Here is a 15,939-nt window from a genome sequence, read left to right on the forward strand (position 1 = left end):
ATGCGGCGACACATCATGCGGCGACACATCATGCGGCGACACATCATGCGGCGGACTTCGTTACGGTGCCGGTCTCCGGCACCGGCGGGATCAGGCGAACAGCTCCCGGCCCCACCAGTCGTCCGCGTCGCGGACCCCCGGCGGCACCGCAAAGACGGCCGAACCCACGTGCTGGATGTACTCGTTGAGCGCGTCGGTGGCCGCCAGCCTCCGCTGCACGGGGATGAAGCCCTGGCGTACGTCGCGCTGGTAGGCGAGGAAGAACAGCCCCGCGTCCAGCCGGCCCAGGCCGTCCGTACCGTCGGTGAAGGAGTAGCCGCGGCGCAGGATGCGGGCGCCGTCGTTGGAGTCCGGGTGCGCGAGCCGTACGTGGGCGGTCGGCAGCATCGACTTCAGATGCGGCTCGTCCCGCTCGTGCTTCTTGCCGACCGCAGCGCCCTCGCCCTTGTTGCGGCCGAAGATCTCCTCCTGCTCCTGGAGCGAGGTGCGGTCCCAGGTCTCGATGTGCATCCGGATCCGGCGCGCGACGACGTACGAGCCGCCGGCCATCCAGCCCGCCGCGCCCTTCTCGTCGTCCTTGCCGACCCACACGTGCTTGGCCAGCGCGGCGCCGTCGGTGCCCGCGATGTTCCGGGTGCCGTCCTTGAAGCCCATCATGTTGCGCGGCGTCTGGGCCTCCGGCGTCGTCGAGGACGTCTTGCCGAAGCCGAGCTGCGACCAGCGGATGGCTATCTTGCCGAAGCCGATCCGGGCCAGATTGCGGATCGCGTGCACCGCGACCTGCGGGTCGTCCGCGCAGGCCTGGACGCACAGATCGCCGCCGCTGCGCGTCTTGTCGAGGTTGTCGCCGGGGAACTGCGGCAGCTCGACCAGCGCCGCGGGCCGGCGGCCCTTGAGGCCGAAGCGGTCCTTGCCGTCCTTCTCGAACAGCGTCGGGCCGATGCCGAAGGTCAGGGTGAGCCGGGACGGCGGCAGGCCGAGCGCCTCGCCGGTGTCGTCCGGCGGCGCCTCCGCCAGCCCGCCGACCGCGCCGTCACCGACCGCGTCCCCGGCCGTCATCCGCGCCGCCGCCTTCGTCCACTCCTTGAGCAGCGCGATCAGCTCGTCGCGGTCGTCGGTGGTGACGTCGAACGCGGCGAAGTGCAGCCGGTCCTGGACGGCGGTGGCGATACCGGCCTGGTGTTTGCCGTGGAAGGGGACCGCGGCGCCCGCGGCCGCGTCCGCGGCGGCCGGCTGGACGTCGCTGCCGGCGCGCAGCGCGGCCGCCGTGCCCCCGGCCGCGACCGCGCCGAGCGCCAGTCCCGCGCCGCCCCAGCCCAGCAGCGCACGCCGGGAGGGCGCGTGCCCGCCCGCGGCCTGCGCGGTCTGCGCGCTCTCGGCGGGTGCGGTGTCCTCGGTGGCCCGCGGGCCCTCGGTGGTCTTGCCGTCGTCGTGCGTCATCGTGTCCCCTTCGGCCGGCGCTGCGGACTTACTTGGTGACGGCCACGGCCGCGGCCAGCTTGGACAGCGGCTCGGCCAGCGCGTTGACGCCGTCGGACAGCTCCTTGCTCTCGCTCTTGCTGACCGTGTCGTAGGAGACGAAGCCGTCGGCGGACTTGTCGTCGCGGTACTTGTCGAGCTGTGCGAAAAGCGCCTTGAACTGCTTGTCCAGCTCCTTGGCCAGCGCCGGGTCGTTCTTGGCGGCCACCGGCTTCAGCAGCTGGTACGCCTTCTCGGCACCCTCGACATTGCTCTGGAAGTCGATCAGGTCGGTGTGGCTGTAGCGCTCTTCCTCGCCAGTGACCTTGCCGGTGGCCACCTCGTCGAGCAGCTCCTTGCCGCCGTTGGCCATGCCGGTCGGGTTGATCTCGGCCTTGCCGACCCGCTTCTGCCAGTCCTTCAGGTCCGTCATGAGCCGGTCGGCGAGCTTCTTGTCGTCCCCGGAGATCTTCTTCTCCTTCCACAGGGACTTCTCCAGCTTGTGCCAGCCGGTCCACTTCTGGCCCTTCTTCAGGCCGTCCTCGCGCAGATCGACCTTGGGGTCGATGTCACCGAACGACTCGGCGACCGGCTCGGTGCGCTCCCAGCCGACCCGGGAGAGGGCGTAGGCCTTCTTCGCGGCCTCCATGTCGCCGGCCTTGACCGCGTCGGCGAACTTCTGCGCCTTCGCGATGGTCTGGTCGGCCTGCTCCTGGACGTACTTGCGGTACGCGGCGACCGCGGCGTCCAGCTTGGGGTCGCGCTTGGCGGTGGTGCCCTTGCCGTCGGCGGTCACCTTCTGCCGGATGCCGTCGCCCTTCATGCCCGGCTTGCAGGCGATTTCGTAGGAGCCGGGCTTGATCTCGGCGGTGATCTCCACGCTGGTGCCGGGCCCGATGTTCTCCCGCTCGGTCACGATCCGGTCGCCGGGCGCGTAGACGTACACCTCGGTGACCTTGGAGCCCTTGTTCTGCACCGCGAAGCGGACATGCCCGGCGGGGAACTTCTTGGCGGACAGCTCACAGCTGGAGTCGGACGCGGTCACCTCGATGGTGCCCTTGCCGCCGCCTCCCTTGCCGTCGTTCTTCGCGGCGCAGCCGGCGACGGCGGTGACGGCCGTGGCCGCGGCGAGGGCGGCGACGGCGGAGGGGCGAAGGGCGCGCATACGGGGCTCCAGGCGGGCTCGGGTGTACGGAAACGACGTACGGGAGGGTAGACGGCGGTGGGGGTCGCCACTAAGGCGGCCCTAACTTATCTGAGGCTTACCTTTTCCCTCTCACCCTGTCCAGTGATCCCGCTCTCATGAACAACGGCCCGATCACGAGTTGATGAGCGCCCGGTCACGGAACCGTCAAACAGCAGTCAAGGTAAGGGTCATGGGTTGCGACGGGATATGACCAGCGGGATTCCGGCCCGCGGAGGCCCGATCGCCTCCATCAGATGCTGACGGGGTGTAACTTAGGTTAGGCTTACCTAAGTAGTCATCATGCTCTGGAAGGGGTGCTCCATGCCGCTGTTCCGACCGGCCGCGGCCCGCGGCTCCACCCGCGGCCGCATCCGCCACCGCATGCGTGTGCTCTGCGCCGAACTGCGCCGCGGGCTGGTCCGGATGCTCGCCCTCGCGCTCGGTACGGCGCTGCTGGCCGGCGCCATGGGGGCACTGCTGCCGCCCGCGCAGGCACACGCGGCGGACCGCACGGCCCCGGACCGCACACCCCCCGGTCGCACGCTCTCCGCCACCGGCTCCACGGCCCCCACCGGCGCCCTGCTCGTCTCCGCCGCCGCCCTGCTCGCCGCCGGTTCCGCGGTCGCGTACGCCACCCGCCGCCGCGCCTCCCGGTAGCCCCGGCCGGGCCCGGGGGAGGCGCGCACCCTCGCACCCCGGGCCCGGACCTCCCGTCCGCCGTGCTGTTCACTGACCGGATGACCGAACTCGATGTGCTCCGGGTGTTCTGCGGCCCCGACGGGAGCGGCGGCAACGCGCTGGGCGTGGTGCGTGACGGGGCGGCGGTCCCCGGCGCCGTGGAACGCGCCGCCCTCGCCGCCCAACTCGGCTTCAGCGAAACCGTGTTCCTCGACGACGCCGCACTCGGCACCGTCGACATCCACACCCCCAGCGTCCGCCTCCCCTTCGCCGGGCACCCGCTGGTCGGCCTGGCCTGGCTGCTGCGGAGCCTGGGCCGGCCGCCGCGCACCCTGCGCCCGCCGGCCGGCGAGGTGGAGGTCGGCTTCGAGGGCGACCTCACCTGGGTGCGCGCCCGCGTGGAGTGGGTGACGTCGCGCAGGACCGAACGCCATGCCTCCGCGGCCGAGGTCGACGCGCTGCCCGCCCCGCCGCCGGGCGAGGGCTGGCTCTACGCCTGGGCCTGGCAGGACGAACGCCGCGGCGTGGTCCGCGCGCGGGCCTTCCCCCGCCGCGGCGACGGCATCGTCGAGGACGAGGCCACGGGCGCGGCCGCCCTGCTGCTGACCCATGAACTGGGCCGCCCCCTGGACATCCGCCAGGGGACCGGCTCGCAGATCCTCACCCGTACGTATCCGGACGGCAGCCTGGCGGTCGGCGGCCGGGTGCGCCGGGAAGCCCCCTGAGGCGCACGGGCCCCGCCGTCCCGCGCCCGCCGGGCGGCCCTACGCGCTCAGCGGGAACCGCTCGCCCAGCTCCCGGAAGACCGCGCTGTTCAGCCGGAACGCGCGCTTGCACTCGTCGACCACCCGCTGCTTCTCCAGGTCGTCCAGCGGCAGCGCGTCGAGCAGTGCGCGGTATTCGCGCTTGAAGGCGGCGGGGTTGGCTATGTCCTCGAAGACGTAGAACCGCACCCCGTCGCCCTTGCGGGCGAAGCCCCAGGTCTTCTCGGCGGTGCCGCGGATGATCTGGCCGCCGGACAGGTCGCCGAGGTAGCGGGTGTAGTGGTGGGCGACATAGCCGGCCGGCCAGTTGCGGGCGCAGTGCGCCACCCGGTCCGCGTAGGCGGCGGTGGCCGGCAGCGGCTCCAGGCCGTCGCGCCAGGAGGCGCCGCCGAGGTGGGCGAGATCGCGCTCCAGCTCGGCGGTGCGGGCCAGCTCGGGGCGGAGGAAGGGGCCCGCGACCGGGTCGCCGGCGAGCGCCTCGAAGGCGCCCTCCAGCGCGCGGTAGACGAACCACAGCTGCTCGGTGTAGCTCCGGTAGGCGGTGACACCGAGCCTGCCGCCGAGCATGTCGCTCATGAAGGAGGAGTTCTCGGCCTCCGTGTGCTGCTCGTGGGACGCCGTGCGGATGACCGTCGAGAAGGGCGTGGCGGCGACCGGCGGAGCGGATGGCGTGGCCGCGGCGGACGGGGTCGGGCTGGTCGGGCTGGACGCTGCCAAGGCGGACCTCCGGGGGCCGAGGGGAGGAGTCGGGAGCAGGGGGCTCCGCTGAGCCGTTGTCGCTTAGGCCTACCCAACTACTTAGGCTTACCTAAGTCAACCCGTTCCCGACGTCCTGTCGGTAACCAGGCTACCCCTGTTCCCGACGCCCTGTCGGTAAAATCCGCGCCGCGGTCAGGGCAGCGTGAGGATCTCCGTCCCGGTCTCCGTCACGACCAGCGTGTGCTCGAACTGCGCGGTCCGCCGGCGGTCCTTGGTCACCACCGTCCAGCCGTCCTCCCACATGTCGTACTCGTACGTGCCCAGCGTCAGCATCGGCTCGATGGTGAAGGTCATGCCGGGCTTGATGTCGGTGGTGTGGTGCGGGCTGTCGTAGTGCGGGACGATCAGGCCGGAGTGGAAGGAGGAGTTGATGCCGTGACCGGTGAAGTCACGGACCACTCCGTAGCCGAAGCGCTTGGCGTACGACTCGATGACCCGGCCGATGATGTTGATCTGACGGCCCGGCTTGACCGCCTTGATCGCGCGCTGCAGCGCCTCCCGGGTCCGCTCCACCAGCAGCCTGGACTCCTCGTCCACATCGCCGCACAGGTAGGTGGCGTTGTTGTCGCCGTGCACACCGTGGATGTACGCGGTGACGTCCAGGTTCACGATGTCGCCGTCCTTGAGGACGGTCGAGTCCGGGATGCCGTGGCAGATGACCTCGTTGAGCGAGGAGCACAGGGACTTGGGGAACCCGCGGTAGCCGAGCGTGGACGGGTAGGCGCCGTGATCGCACATGAACTCGTGGGCGACGCGGTCCAGTTCGTCGGTCGTCACCCCGGGCTCGATCAGCTTGGCGGCCTCCGCCATCGCCTGTGCGGCGATCCGGCCGGCGATCCGCATCCGCTCGATGGTCTCGGCGTCCTGCACCTCGGGCCCCGTGTAGGGCGTGGGCGCGGCCTTCCCGACGTACTCGGGGCGCGCGATCGAGGCGGGGACGGGGCGGGTGGGGGAGATCTTCCCCGGGACAAGAAGCGACTGGCCAGACATGCCAGCGAGTGTATCCGCGGGCCGTCGGGCAGGATGGTGACACAGAACACCACAGGAGGCGGCAATGGCGCTGTTCAAGAGGCGGACGGTCGGGAAGCCCGGCGAGTGGTACTACTGCCTCAAGCACCAGACGGTCGAAGAGGGCCCTGAGTGCCGCGCCGCCGACCGCTTCGGCCCGTACAGCACCCGCGAAGAGGCCGCGCACGCCATGGAGACCGCGGCGGAGCGGAACCTGGAGTGGGAGACCGACCCGAAGTGGCACGACACGGGCGCCGGGCAGGCGAAGGGACAGGCCAAGGGGAAGGACGGCGAGGGGGAGGACGGGTAACGCGCCGGCGCCGGGCCGGCGTCAGGCTGGCGCCGGATCCGCGTCCTGGTCCTTCGGGGCGGAGCCGGCCGCATCGCCGCTCTTCGCCCCGCCGCCCGCGGCCCGCCGCTCCCGCATCCGCCGCGCATGCTCATCCGTCCGGGCGTCGTACGCCATCAGCTTCGGCAGCCCCAGCGCCAGCATCCCGACCCCCGCGAAGCACAGCAGCCCGCCCAGTGACACCGCCGCCCGTACGCCCGTCAGCGCCGCCATACCGCCGACCCGGACCTGGCCCAGCTGCGGGCCCGCCGAGTACGACAGCAGCTCGATCCCGGCCAGCCTGCCCCGCAGCTCGTCGGGGATGGTCTGGTTCCACAGCGCCGAGCGGAAGATTCCGCTCACCATGTCGCAGGCACCGGCCAGCGTGAGCAACAGCAGCACCAGCCAGACGTTGTGCAGCTGCCCGGCCACGGCGATCGAGAGCCCCCACCCGGCGGCCGCCAGCGCGATGGCCCGGCCCTGGCGGTGGATCCGCGACGTCCAGCCGCTGGTCAGGCTCACCAGGAAGGACCCGGCGGGCAGCGCCGCGTACATCAGCCCCAGCGCCCACGGGGCGTCCAGATCGTCGGCGAGGAACGGGAAGATCGCCAGCGGGAAGGCGAAGAGCATCGCGAGGAGGTCGAGGGCGTAGGTGCCCAGCAGCTCCTTGCGGCTCCAGGCGTAGCGCGCGCCCTCGGCGATCCCGCGCAGCGAGGGCTTGCGGGCGTCGTGCGAGGCGGGCTGCGGCGCCAGCTTCAGCGCGAGCAGTACGGAGAGCGCGTAGGTGGCCGCGTCGATCGCGTACGCCCAGGTCAGGCCGGCGTAGGCGAGCAGCCCGCCGGCCAGCGCGGGGCCCGCGACGGCGCCGATCTGCCAGCGCAGCGCGTTGAGCGCGGCGGCCGCGGCGAGCTGGTCGTGCGCGACGATCCGCGGCACGATCGCGTCCAGGGCCGGCCGCTGCAGACCGGTCAGCGCGCTGGACACCGCGGCGGTGGCGTACAGCGGCCACACCATCGGATCCGGCAGCAGGCTGTTGACCAGCAGCAGCGCGGCGATCAGCCCGAGTGCGACCTCGGTCCAGACGATCAGCCGGCGGCGGTCGACGGCGTCCGCGAGCGCACCGCCGTAGAGGCCGAAGACGATCAGCGGGACCAGCTCCACCGCGCCCAGTGCCCCGACCGCGAGCGTGGAGCCGGTCAGCTCCTTCAGCTGCAGCGGCAGCGCGACAAAGGTCAGAAAGCTGCCGAAGACGGTGATCGCGCCCGCGCACCACATCAGCCGGAAGTCGCGCGAGGAACGCCAGGGCGCCAGATCCGGCAGCAGGGCGGCGAAGCGCCCGCGGGAACGCGGGGCGGATGGGGGGTGGTCGTCCGAGGTCACGGTGCACCATCGTCCGCACGGCCGGGGCGCCGCGCAAAGGATTTTGCGGGCCGTGGGGTGCCCGCGCCTCCACATCCCAGGTCCGATGTCCTACCAGCGCGGGGGCGGTGGCGCCGTCAGCTCGTCGGCGAGGCGGGCCAGCCGGTCGCGGAAGCGGCGGTGCCGGCGGGGCGCGGGCAGGCTGTTCTCTCCGGCGGCCGCGCTCACCAGATGCTGGACCGTGTCGAGGTCGAGGTCCTGGGACGTCCCGGTCCCGCTGCCGGGCGGGGCCCAGGGGGCGGCGAGCGCGTCATGGGCCAGGGTGTGCAGATCGCGGTCGCCGCCGTCCAGCGCGAGGACCGTCGCGCCGTTGCGGCGGGCGTCGTGCACCCGCTCCAGCAGCCCGGCGCCCGGCTCCTGTGGCGCGACGACCAGCAGCGTCTCGCCCCGCCCGGCCGCCGCCAGCCGCCCGAGCCCGACCGCCAGATGGGCCGGCGCCCCGCCGGGAACGCGATGGCGCACCAGCGTCGGCGACAGCTCCGGCAGCCCCGACCAGGCCGCCTCGTCGTCCAGATGCGCGGCCAGGTGCCAGGGCTCGTACGCGGCGCTGCCGACCAGCAGCAGCCCGCCGCCGTGCGGGGCGACGGCGGTCCGCAGCGCCCCGGCGAAGCGGCGGGTGGCCTGGATCCACTCGGTTCCGGCGAGGACCTCACGCAGCAGTGCGACCCGTACGGCATCCATGCCCCGGCATCCTGCCGCAGTACGGCGACACCTGGTTGCCGTTTCAACGGGTGTCACCCGTACGGGACTTGGGCCGCGGTCTGGCCACCGCCCGTACGGGGCAGCAGCCCGGCGTCCTTGAGCCGGCGTCCGACCTCCCCTACCGCCGCCTCGCTCAGCGGGATCTGGGGGACGGCCGTCGTTCCCCGCGTGATCACGCCGAGCAGCTGGAGGGCCGCCTTGAAGGCGCCCAGTGCGGAGGAGCTGCGGCCCATGTCGCCTTCGGGGCCGACATCGACCATGGAGAACAGGGCGACCAGGCGCTCCTGCTCGGCGGCCGCGCGCGCCCAGTCGCCCGACCGGGCCGCGTCGTAGAGGCGTACGTAGCCGGCCGGGTCGACATTGCCGATCCCCGGGACGACGCCGTCGGCGCCCGCCAACAGGGCGGCGTCCACGGTCAGTTCGGAGCCGGTGAGGACCGAGAAGCCGGGGGCGGGGCCGGTGCGGCGGCCGGTGCGGCCGCCGAGTGCCACGATCAGCCGGCGCAGCGAGCCCTCGTCGCCGCTGCTGTCCTTCAGCCCGGCCAGCGTGCCGTCCTCGGCCAGTTCGCGGACGAGGCCGGGCGGCAGCTTGCCGTGCACGGCCATCGGGATGTCGTACGCGAACAGGGGGAGGTCCACCGCGGCGCGGAGGTGGCGGAAGTGGGCGGCGATCTCCCGGGGGTGGGTGCGGGTGTAGAAGGGCGCGGTGGCGACGAGGGCGTCGGCGCCCAGGTCGGCGGCGGCGCGGGCGTGGTCGAGGACCCGCGGGGTGGTGGTGTCGATGGCGCCGGCGAGCACCGGGACCCGGCCGTCCGCGGCCTTGAGGACCGTCTCCAGGACGGTGCCGCGCTGTGCGTCGGTGAGGTAGGCGACCTCGCTGGTGGAGCCAAGGGCGAACAGGCCGTGCACACCGCCGTCGACGAGGTGGTGGACGAGGCGGGCCAGGGAGGCGGTGTCGACCTCGCCGCGCTGGTCGAGCGGGGTGCAGACCGGTGGGATGACGCCGTGGAGGGGGGCGGGCAGGGCCATGGGGGGCTCCGGAGTCTCCGATGTCGGGCGGTGGTGTGAGCCGATGTCATCGGACATGGGACATGGGATGTCCTATGTCAGAGCACAATAGACCCTGTTCACAGGCGGCCGGTCAAGGATGTGCGGTCCGGGTGAGGCGGGTCGGACGGGGTTCCCTGCCCCTGGAGGGCTTGGGGGAGGGCCGGCGACGCGGCAGGCGCAGGCGCAGACGCGGGTGCGGGAGAGGGACGGGAGAGGGAGAGGCCATGGCGCGAGGGACGATGTCCGAGGACGTGCAGGCGCAGATCAAGCAGTTGATCCTGCAGGGCGGGCTGGTGCCGGGCGACCCGCTGCCCACCGAGGCCGAACTCGTCGGCCTGCTCGACGTCAGCCGCAACTCCGTGCGCGAGGCGCTGAAGGCGCTGCAGGCCATGCGCATCGTGGAGATCCGGCACGGCTTCGGCACCTACGTCGGCCCGCTCACCCTGGAGCCGTTCGTCGAGGGCGTCGCGTTCCGTGCGGCGGTCCGCCATCACCAGGGCGAGGCGAGCCTGTACGAGCTGATGGAGGTCCGCGAGGCCCTGGAGGCGGGCCTGATCGGCGCCGTCGCGCGCAATCTGCCCGCCGCAGACCTCACCGTCCTCAAGGGGCTGGTGCAGCGGATGGCGGAGGAGGCGCGCGGCGGCATGGTGCAGAGCGACACCGACCGGGCGTTCCACCTCGCCCTCTACCGCTCGCTGGGCAACCACCTGCTGAGCGAGGTGCTGGACGCCTTCTGGGCGGCCCTGCGCCGGGTCCGCGAGGACCTGTCCGACGACCGCCCCGACCCCGGACTGACATACCGTCAGCACCAGGAGATCGTGGACGCGCTGGAGGCGGGTGACGGGGACCGCGCGGTGGAGGCGATACACCGGCACTTCGACGGCATCAGGCGCCGACTGGCCGACTAGGGCCTGTACGACGGGTCATGGCCGGGCCCGCGGCATTGGTCCCGTTCACCGGGATTTCACCCGGCGTCGGCGGGGTCGTTGCCGACACGGAAAAGCGCCATGTGCGGTGCCTTGACGGTCAGTTGGGCACTCCCTATGGTCACCGCAGGACAAGGGACATCCTACGTCCTTGCCCATTGGGGGTGACCCATGGCGTACGAGAGCTCAGTGCCGTACCGGGCCGGGACCGAGGGGTATACGAGCTTCCGGATCCCCGCCGTGGTCCGGGCGCGCTCCGGAGCCGTCCTCGCCTTCGCCGAGGGCCGGGTCGCCTCGGCCGCCGACTGGGGCGACATCGACATCGTCCTCAAACGCTCCCCGGACGGCGGCCGCACCTGGGGCCCGCTCCAGGTCGTCGCCCGCAACGGCACCGGCACCGCGGGCAACCCCGCACCGGTCGTCCTCGCCGGCGGCCGGGTGCTGCTCCTCCAGGTCCACAACGCCGCCGACGCCACCGAGGACCGCATCCGCCGCGGCCAGGTCCCGCCCGCTGACGGCCGGCGGGTCTGGCTCCAGCACAGCGACGACGACGGCGCGAGCTGGAGCGCCCCCCGTGAGATCACCGACCAGGCCAAGCTGCCGCAGTGGCGCTGGTACGCGACCGGACCCGGCCACGCCCTGCGGCTGCGCCGGGGCCCGTACGCCGGACGGCTGCTGGTCCCCGCCAACCACTCCACCCCGCCCGCCCAGCCCGGCGACGACGGCACCGAGCCCCGCTACAACGGCGGCCACGCCCTGCTCAGCGACGACGACGGCGCCACCTGGCGGATCGGCTACACCGACGGCGACACCGACCGCTCGGTCGCCCCCAACGAGACCACCGCCGCCGAACTCCCCGACGGCAGCGTCTATCTGAACACCCGCACGGAGGCCGTCGCGGCCTGGCACCGCGCCGACGCCGTCTCGACCGACGGCGGCGCACACCTCACCGGGCCCTTCCGCCCGCAGGCCGGCCTCGCCGGGCCCGTCTGCCAGGGCAGCGTCCTGCACGACGGCGACCGCGGCACACTGCTCTTCTCCGGCCCCGCCCACCCGGCCGCCCGCGCCCTGATGACCCTGCGCACCAGCCGCGACGGCGGGCTGACCTGGCACCCCGCCCACACCGTCAGCGGACTGCCGGCCGCCTACTCCGACCTCGTACGCCTCGACCGCGACAGCGTCGGACTGCTCTACGAGACGGGCGACTTCAGCGCGTACTCGACGATCACCTTCCGCCGCATCCCCGTGGAGGAGCCGAGATGACCAGCAACCCCCTGCACCGCAGAACGGTCCTGGGCGGGGCGGCCGCCCTCGCCGCCGGCTTCGCCCTCGCCGGCTGCGGCGACGGCGGCGGTGGCGAGGACGACGCGCCCCGGGAACGCAAGAAGGGGCAGAAGATCGACCTGACCTTCTGGTCCTGGGTGCCGGGCATCGACAAGCCCGTCGACCTGTGGAACCGCGAGAACCCCGAGGTACAGGTCAAGGTCGAGAAGGTATCGGCCGTCAACGGCGAGCAGTACGCGAAGATGCACGCCGCCGTCAAGGCCGGCAACCCGCCCGACCTGGGCCAGATCGAGTTCCCCGTCATCCCCAGCTTCCTGCTCGACAACGGGCTGCTGGACCTCGCCCCGCTCGGCGCCGCCCGCCACAAGGGCAAGTTCTTCGGCTGGCAGTGGCAGCAGTCCGTCTTCGGCAAGGGCATCTACGCCATCCCGCAGGCCTCCGGGCCGATGGGGCTGTTCGTACGGCAGGACCTGTTCGACAAGTGGGACGTGGCGACACCCGGGACATGGGACGAGTACGAGAGCGCCGCCAAGGCCATCCGCAAGAAGGGCGCCTGGATCGAGACCTTCGCCCCCACCAACGGCAACCGCTTCGCCGGCCTCGCCTGGCAGGCCGGCGCCAAGTGGTACGCGGCCAGCGGCGACACCTGGATCATCGGCATCGACGACGAACCCACCCGCAAGGTCGCCGACTACTGGGAGTCGCTCGTCAGACGGAAGCTCGTCAAGACCATCCCGGACCGGCAGAACGCCTGGTACAAGGACCTCCAGACGGGCGCCATCCCGGCCTGGGTGGGCGCCAGTTGGGGCGATGCGCTGCTGGTCGGCAACGCGCCGGGCACCAAGGGGAAGTGGCGGGCCGCGCCGCTGCCCCAGTGGAAGGCCGGCGAGAAGGTCTTCGCCAACTGGGGCGGCTCGACCACCGCCGTCTTCGCCAAGGCGAGCTACCCCAAGGACGCCCTGGACTTCGCGGTCTGGCTCAACACCGACCCCGCCTCGATCGCGCTGCTGATCGACGGCGGCTATGGCTTCCCCAGTGCCAAGAAGGGCTACGCCACCACCGACCTCGACGTCGACAAGCCCTTCTTCGGCGGCCAGGCGTACAGCAAGGTCTTCGCGGACGCCGGTGCCCATGTCGACACCAGCTGGCGCTGGGGACCCGGCGTGGACACCCTCTACCAGCGGCTCGGCGACGCCTTCACCGACGCGCTCGCCGACGGCGGCTCCTTCCGCTCCGTCCTGAAGAAGGTGCAGGGCCAGACCGTGGCCGACCTCAAGGGCAAGGGCCTGAAGGTGGAGAGCGGGTGAGCCGGGACACGCTCAGCCGGGCGGAGCGCGCCTTGCCGAAGCGGCCGGTCCCGCAGCGGCGCCCGCGCCGGGCCTCGCGCGCGCAGGTCCGCAACGCCCGCGCCGCGGCCGCCTTCGTCCTGCCCTTCCTCGCCGTCTTCGCCCTCTGCTTCATCGCCCCCATCGTCTACGCCCTCCACCAGAGCCTGCACCGGACCGAACGCACCGGCCCGCTCGGCCTCGGCGGCCGGGAGCAGGAGGTGTTCGCCGGCCTCGGCAACTACGCCCACGCGCTCTCGGACGACCGGTTCCTGACCGGCTTCGGCCGGGTGCTGCTCTTCGGGGCCGTCCAGATCCCGCTGATGATCGTGCTCGCCACCGCCCTCGCGCTGCTCCTGGAGAGCGCCAGCGCCCGCGGGGTCCCGTTCTTCCGGAGCGCCTTCTTCCTCCCGTACGGCGTGCCCGGCGTGATCGCCTCGATCCTGTGGGGCTTCCTCTACGTCCCCGGCATCAGCCCCCTGGTGAAGATCGCCGACTCCCTCGGCTGGGACGTGGACTTCCTCTCCCGCGGCACCGTCCTGTGGGCCATCGCCAACATCGTCACCTGGCAGTTCACCGGCTACAACATGCTGGTGCTGATCGCCCAGCTCAAGGCCGTGCCCGGCGAGCTGTACGAGGCGGCGCGGATCGACGGCGCCAGCGCCTGGCAGGTCGCCCGGCACATCAAACTCCCGCTGATCCGCCCCGCCCTCGTCCTCACCACCGTCTTCAGCATCATCGGCACCCTCCAGCTGTTCGCCGAGCCGATGGTGCTGCGCCCGCTGGCCTCCTCCATCGACTCCGGCTTCACCCCCAACCTGCACGCCTACAGCGCGGCCTTCGTCGGCAACAACCCGCATGTGGCCGCGGCCGAGGCGGTGCTGCTCGCGCTGGTGGCGTGCGTACTGTCCTTCGGCTTTCTGCGGCTGGTCGGCGGGCGCGCGGAGGAGCGCCGATGACCCGGCCCCCGGTCCGCTACCGGATCATCACCGCCTCGCTGCTGACCATCGCCGCGCTCTACTTCCTGGCGCCCGTCTACTGGCTGACCGTCTCCGCCACCAAGAACAGCGCCGACCTCTTCGGCACCTTCGGCTTCTGGTTCTCCGACCATCCGCGGCCGCTCGACCACCTCGTCGACGTCCTCACCTACGACCACGGCATCTACGCCCGCTGGTTCGCCAACTCCCTGCTCTACGCCGGGATCGGCGCGGTCTGCGCCACCCTGCTGTCCGCCGCGGCCGGCTACGCCCTGGCCAAGTTTCCGTTCCGCGGCCGGGAAGCGGTCTTCAATGTAGTCCTCGCCGGCGTCCTGATCCCCGGCACCGCCCTCGCCTTGCCGCTCTACTTCCTCTTCAGCGCGATGGGCCTGGCCAACACCTTCTGGGCGGTGCTGATCCCCAGCGTGGTCAGCCCGTTCGGCGTCTACCTCTGCCGGATCTACGCGGCCGCCGCCGTGCCCGACTCGCTTCTGGAGGCGGCCCGGATCGACGGTGCGGGCGAGGCCCGGATCTTCGGCGGGCTCGGCCTGCGGCTGATGACCCCCGCGCTGGTCACCGTCTTCCTCTTCCAGTTCGTGCACATCTGGAACAACTACTTCCTGCCGCTGGTGATGCTCTCCGACTCCGACCTGTATCCGATCCAGCTGGGCCTGACCTCCTGGACCGGCTACGCGGACCGCCAGCCGGTGCTCTACCAGTACACGGTGGGCGGCGCGTTCCTGTCCGTGGTGCCGCTGATGGTGCTGATGACGGTGCTCCAGCGCTACTGGCGTACCGGCCTGACCGAGGGCAGTGTGAAGTCGTGACCACCGGGCGGCAGGCCGAAACGGCGTGACAGGATCGCTGTCATGACTACTTCCGACGATGCGCAGTCCCCGAACGCCGCGACCCGCGCGAAGGCCGCCCTCCAGCGCGACCCCTGGGACCTCCCGGACGTCTCCGGCCTGGTGGTCGGCGTCCTCGGCGGCACCGGCGACCAGGGCCGCGGGCTGGCCTACCGGCTCGGCAGGGCCGGCCAGAAGGTGATCATCGGCTCCCGGGTGGCGGAGCGGGCGCAGGCCGCCGCCGACGAGCTCGGCCTGGGCATCGAGGGCGCCGAGAACGCGGAGTGCGCCCGCCGCAGCGATGTGGTGATCGTGGCCGTCCCCTGGGACGGCCACGCCAAGACCCTCCAGGCGCTGCGCGAGCCGCTGGAGGGCAAGCTCGTCATCGACTGCGTCAACCCGCTGGGCTTCGACAAGAAGGGCGCCTACGCGCTCAAGCCGGAGGAAGGCAGCGCGGCCGAGCAGGCCGCGGCGCTGCTGCCCGGGTCCCGGGTCACGGCCGCCTTCCACCACCTGTCGGCGGTGCTGCTCCAGGACCCGGACGTCGAGCAGATCGACACCGACGTGATGGTGCTCGGCGAGTCCCGCGCCGACACGGACCTGGTCCAGGCGCTGGCCGCCCGCATCCCCGGCATGCGCGGCGTCTTCGCGGGCCGCCTGCGCAATGCCCACCAGGTCGAGTCGCTGGTCGCCAACCTGATCTCGGTGAATCGGCGCTACAAGGCGCATGCGGGGGTCCGTGTGACGGACATCTGATCCCGCGTTTTCGGCTGTCCCGCCGTGGGGGTTGCTGTGGGTTCGCCTGCGGCCCTTCCGCTGCGCTTTGCCTGGGCCGACGTTTTGGCTTTCTCGCCGTTGCGCCTGCGGCGGGCGTTGCCGCTGCGCGGGGCTGTTCGGCTGCCGGTGACGGTCCTCCGGGGCCTGGTGTGTGGACTGCTTCGCTTTACGTCCACACACCAGGCCCCTCCGGCCCGCCACCTCCCGTGGGTGGGTGGGAATTCTTTCTGCCGTCGTTGATGCTGCCGGACCCTCGCCGTCGTGGCCGATCACCGTTGCGGCAGGAGGGGGGCCGGGGTGCCCCGGTCCCACGTGCCGTGGCGGCAGGAGGGGGCCCGAAACCGGGGGCGAAGCCCCCGGTGCCGCAGCACAGGTCGAGGCCGCTGTCGAACGGCCCCATGCTCCGCAGCGCCCGCGCCACGGGCGACAGCACGGAATCGGGGGTCCGGAAGGG

At 72.2% G+C, this 15,939-nt stretch carries 16 protein-coding genes and 1 pseudogene; 9 read left to right on the forward strand and 8 right to left on the reverse strand.

Annotated features, from left to right (window positions below; translation table 11 throughout):
• Nucleotides 1-90: 90 nt before the first annotated feature.
• Nucleotides 91-1,440, reverse strand: a complete 1,350-nt coding sequence (efeB, locus tag ACWD6P_RS19360; RefSeq protein ID WP_451445328.1) for an iron uptake transporter deferrochelatase/peroxidase subunit — start codon at nt 1,438-1,440, stop codon at nt 91-93.
• 28 nt (nt 1,441-1,468) lie between these two features.
• Nucleotides 1,469-2,623, reverse strand: a complete 1,155-nt coding sequence (efeO, locus tag ACWD6P_RS19365; RefSeq protein WP_451445329.1) for an iron uptake system protein EfeO — start codon at nt 2,621-2,623, stop codon at nt 1,469-1,471.
• A 342-nt stretch (nt 2,624-2,965) separates the two neighbouring features.
• On the opposite strand from efeO, the gene ACWD6P_RS19370 reads away from it, so the two are divergent.
• Nucleotides 2,966-3,301, forward strand: a complete 336-nt coding sequence (locus ACWD6P_RS19370) for a hypothetical protein (RefSeq protein ID WP_451445330.1) — start codon at nt 2,966-2,968, stop codon at nt 3,299-3,301.
• A gap of 80 nt (nt 3,302-3,381) precedes the next feature.
• On the forward strand, nt 3,382-4,047 hold the full coding sequence (locus ACWD6P_RS19375) for a PhzF family phenazine biosynthesis protein (RefSeq protein ID WP_451445331.1): 666 nt from the start codon (nt 3,382-3,384) through the stop codon (nt 4,045-4,047).
• A 39-nt stretch (nt 4,048-4,086) separates the two neighbouring features.
• Here the strand turns inward: ACWD6P_RS19375 and ACWD6P_RS19380 are convergent, their stop codons facing one another.
• Nucleotides 4,087-4,803 (reverse strand): biliverdin-producing heme oxygenase, encoded by a 717-nt coding sequence (locus ACWD6P_RS19380; RefSeq protein WP_451445332.1) that lies wholly within the window; start codon nt 4,801-4,803, stop codon nt 4,087-4,089.
• 174 nt (nt 4,804-4,977) lie between these two features.
• Nucleotides 4,978-5,835: a type I methionyl aminopeptidase gene (map, locus tag ACWD6P_RS19385; RefSeq protein WP_451445333.1), complete on the reverse strand. Its 858-nt coding sequence runs from the start codon at nt 5,833-5,835 to the stop codon at nt 4,978-4,980.
• A 64-nt stretch (nt 5,836-5,899) separates the two neighbouring features.
• Between map and ACWD6P_RS19390 the strand changes: the two genes are divergently transcribed.
• The gene (locus ACWD6P_RS19390) at nt 5,900-6,163 is read left to right on the forward strand and encodes a hypothetical protein (protein ID WP_451445334.1); all 264 of its coding nucleotides are present in this window, start codon (nt 5,900-5,902) and stop codon (nt 6,161-6,163) included.
• A gap of 21 nt (nt 6,164-6,184) precedes the next feature.
• Here the strand turns inward: ACWD6P_RS19390 and ACWD6P_RS19395 are convergent, their stop codons facing one another.
• From ACWD6P_RS19395 to ACWD6P_RS19405, 3 genes are all read right to left on the reverse strand, one after another.
• Nucleotides 6,185-7,456 carry an MFS transporter gene (locus ACWD6P_RS19395; protein WP_451445348.1) on the reverse strand — a complete coding sequence of 424 codons (1,272 nt, stop codon included), beginning with the start codon at nt 7,454-7,456 and terminating at the stop codon, nt 6,185-6,187.
• A 195-nt stretch (nt 7,457-7,651) separates the two neighbouring features.
• Nucleotides 7,652-8,281, reverse strand: coding sequence for a hypothetical protein (locus ACWD6P_RS19400; RefSeq protein ID WP_451445335.1), 630 nt, complete (start codon nt 8,279-8,281; stop codon nt 7,652-7,654).
• A 53-nt stretch (nt 8,282-8,334) separates the two neighbouring features.
• Complete coding sequence (locus ACWD6P_RS19405; RefSeq protein ID WP_451445336.1) at nt 8,335-9,330, reverse strand: dihydrodipicolinate synthase family protein; 996 nt, start codon at nt 9,328-9,330, stop codon at nt 8,335-8,337.
• A 245-nt stretch (nt 9,331-9,575) separates the two neighbouring features.
• On the opposite strand from ACWD6P_RS19405, the gene ACWD6P_RS19410 reads away from it, so the two are divergent.
• The 6 genes from ACWD6P_RS19410 to npdG all read left to right on the forward strand — a co-directional run bounded on the left by ACWD6P_RS19410 (nt 9,576) and on the right by npdG (nt 15,464).
• The gene (locus ACWD6P_RS19410; RefSeq protein WP_451445337.1) at nt 9,576-10,259 is read left to right on the forward strand and encodes a FadR/GntR family transcriptional regulator; all 684 of its coding nucleotides are present in this window, start codon (nt 9,576-9,578) and stop codon (nt 10,257-10,259) included.
• Between the two features lie 189 nt (nt 10,260-10,448).
• Complete coding sequence (locus tag ACWD6P_RS19415; protein WP_451445338.1) at nt 10,449-11,540, forward strand: sialidase family protein; 1,092 nt, start codon at nt 10,449-10,451, stop codon at nt 11,538-11,540.
• Complete coding sequence (locus ACWD6P_RS19420; protein ID WP_451445339.1) at nt 11,537-12,868, forward strand: ABC transporter substrate-binding protein; 1,332 nt, start codon at nt 11,537-11,539, stop codon at nt 12,866-12,868. Before ACWD6P_RS19415 ends, ACWD6P_RS19420 begins: the two co-directional genes overlap by 4 nt.
• Entirely contained in the window at nt 12,865-13,845 is a 981-nt protein-coding gene (locus tag ACWD6P_RS19425) for a carbohydrate ABC transporter permease (protein WP_451445340.1), read from the forward strand. Before ACWD6P_RS19420 ends, ACWD6P_RS19425 begins: the two co-directional genes overlap by 4 nt.
• On the forward strand, nt 13,842-14,690 hold the full coding sequence (locus ACWD6P_RS19430; RefSeq protein WP_451445341.1) for a carbohydrate ABC transporter permease: 849 nt from the start codon (nt 13,842-13,844) through the stop codon (nt 14,688-14,690). The genes ACWD6P_RS19425 and ACWD6P_RS19430 overlap by 4 nt, the downstream gene beginning before the upstream one ends.
• A 42-nt stretch (nt 14,691-14,732) precedes the next feature.
• Nucleotides 14,733-15,464, forward strand: coding sequence for an NADPH-dependent F420 reductase (gene npdG / locus ACWD6P_RS19435; RefSeq protein WP_451445342.1), 732 nt, complete (start codon nt 14,733-14,735; stop codon nt 15,462-15,464).
• A gap of 376 nt (nt 15,465-15,840) precedes the next feature.
• On the opposite strand, the pseudogene ACWD6P_RS19440 reads toward npdG, so the two are convergent.
• Nucleotides 15,841-15,939, reverse strand: a pseudogene (locus ACWD6P_RS19440) (SAM-dependent methyltransferase); the annotation flags it as partial.

The organism is Streptomyces sp. NPDC002446 (genome assembly GCF_053595675.1).

Coding starts and splice junctions, on each gene's coding strand:
- ACWD6P_RS19370 (WP_451445330.1), top strand. CDS start 2,966: ATGCCGCTGTTCCGACCGGCCGCGGCCCGCGGCTCCACCCGCGGCCGC.
- ACWD6P_RS19395 (WP_451445348.1), bottom strand. CDS start 7,456: ATGTGGTGCGCGGGCGCGATCACCGTCTTCGGCAGCTTTCTGACCTTT.
- ACWD6P_RS19390 (WP_451445334.1), top strand. CDS start 5,900: ATGGCGCTGTTCAAGAGGCGGACGGTCGGGAAGCCCGGCGAGTGGTAC.
- efeB (WP_451445328.1), bottom strand. CDS start 1,440: ATGACGCACGACGACGGCAAGACCACCGAGGGCCCGCGGGCCACCGAG.
- ACWD6P_RS19375 (WP_451445331.1), top strand. CDS start 3,382: ATGACCGAACTCGATGTGCTCCGGGTGTTCTGCGGCCCCGACGGGAGC.
- map (WP_451445333.1), bottom strand. CDS start 5,835: ATGTCTGGCCAGTCGCTTCTTGTCCCGGGGAAGATCTCCCCCACCCGC.
- ACWD6P_RS19405 (WP_451445336.1), bottom strand. CDS start 9,330: ATGGCCCTGCCCGCCCCCCTCCACGGCGTCATCCCACCGGTCTGCACC.
- ACWD6P_RS19415 (WP_451445338.1), top strand. CDS start 10,449: ATGGCGTACGAGAGCTCAGTGCCGTACCGGGCCGGGACCGAGGGGTAT.
- ACWD6P_RS19420 (WP_451445339.1), top strand. CDS start 11,537: ATGACCAGCAACCCCCTGCACCGCAGAACGGTCCTGGGCGGGGCGGCC.
- ACWD6P_RS19410 (WP_451445337.1), top strand. CDS start 9,576: ATGGCGCGAGGGACGATGTCCGAGGACGTGCAGGCGCAGATCAAGCAG.
- npdG (WP_451445342.1), top strand. CDS start 14,733: ATGACTACTTCCGACGATGCGCAGTCCCCGAACGCCGCGACCCGCGCG.
- efeO (WP_451445329.1), bottom strand. CDS start 2,623: ATGCGCGCCCTTCGCCCCTCCGCCGTCGCCGCCCTCGCCGCGGCCACG.
- ACWD6P_RS19430 (WP_451445341.1), top strand. CDS start 13,842: ATGACCCGGCCCCCGGTCCGCTACCGGATCATCACCGCCTCGCTGCTG.
- ACWD6P_RS19400 (WP_451445335.1), bottom strand. CDS start 8,281: ATGGATGCCGTACGGGTCGCACTGCTGCGTGAGGTCCTCGCCGGAACC.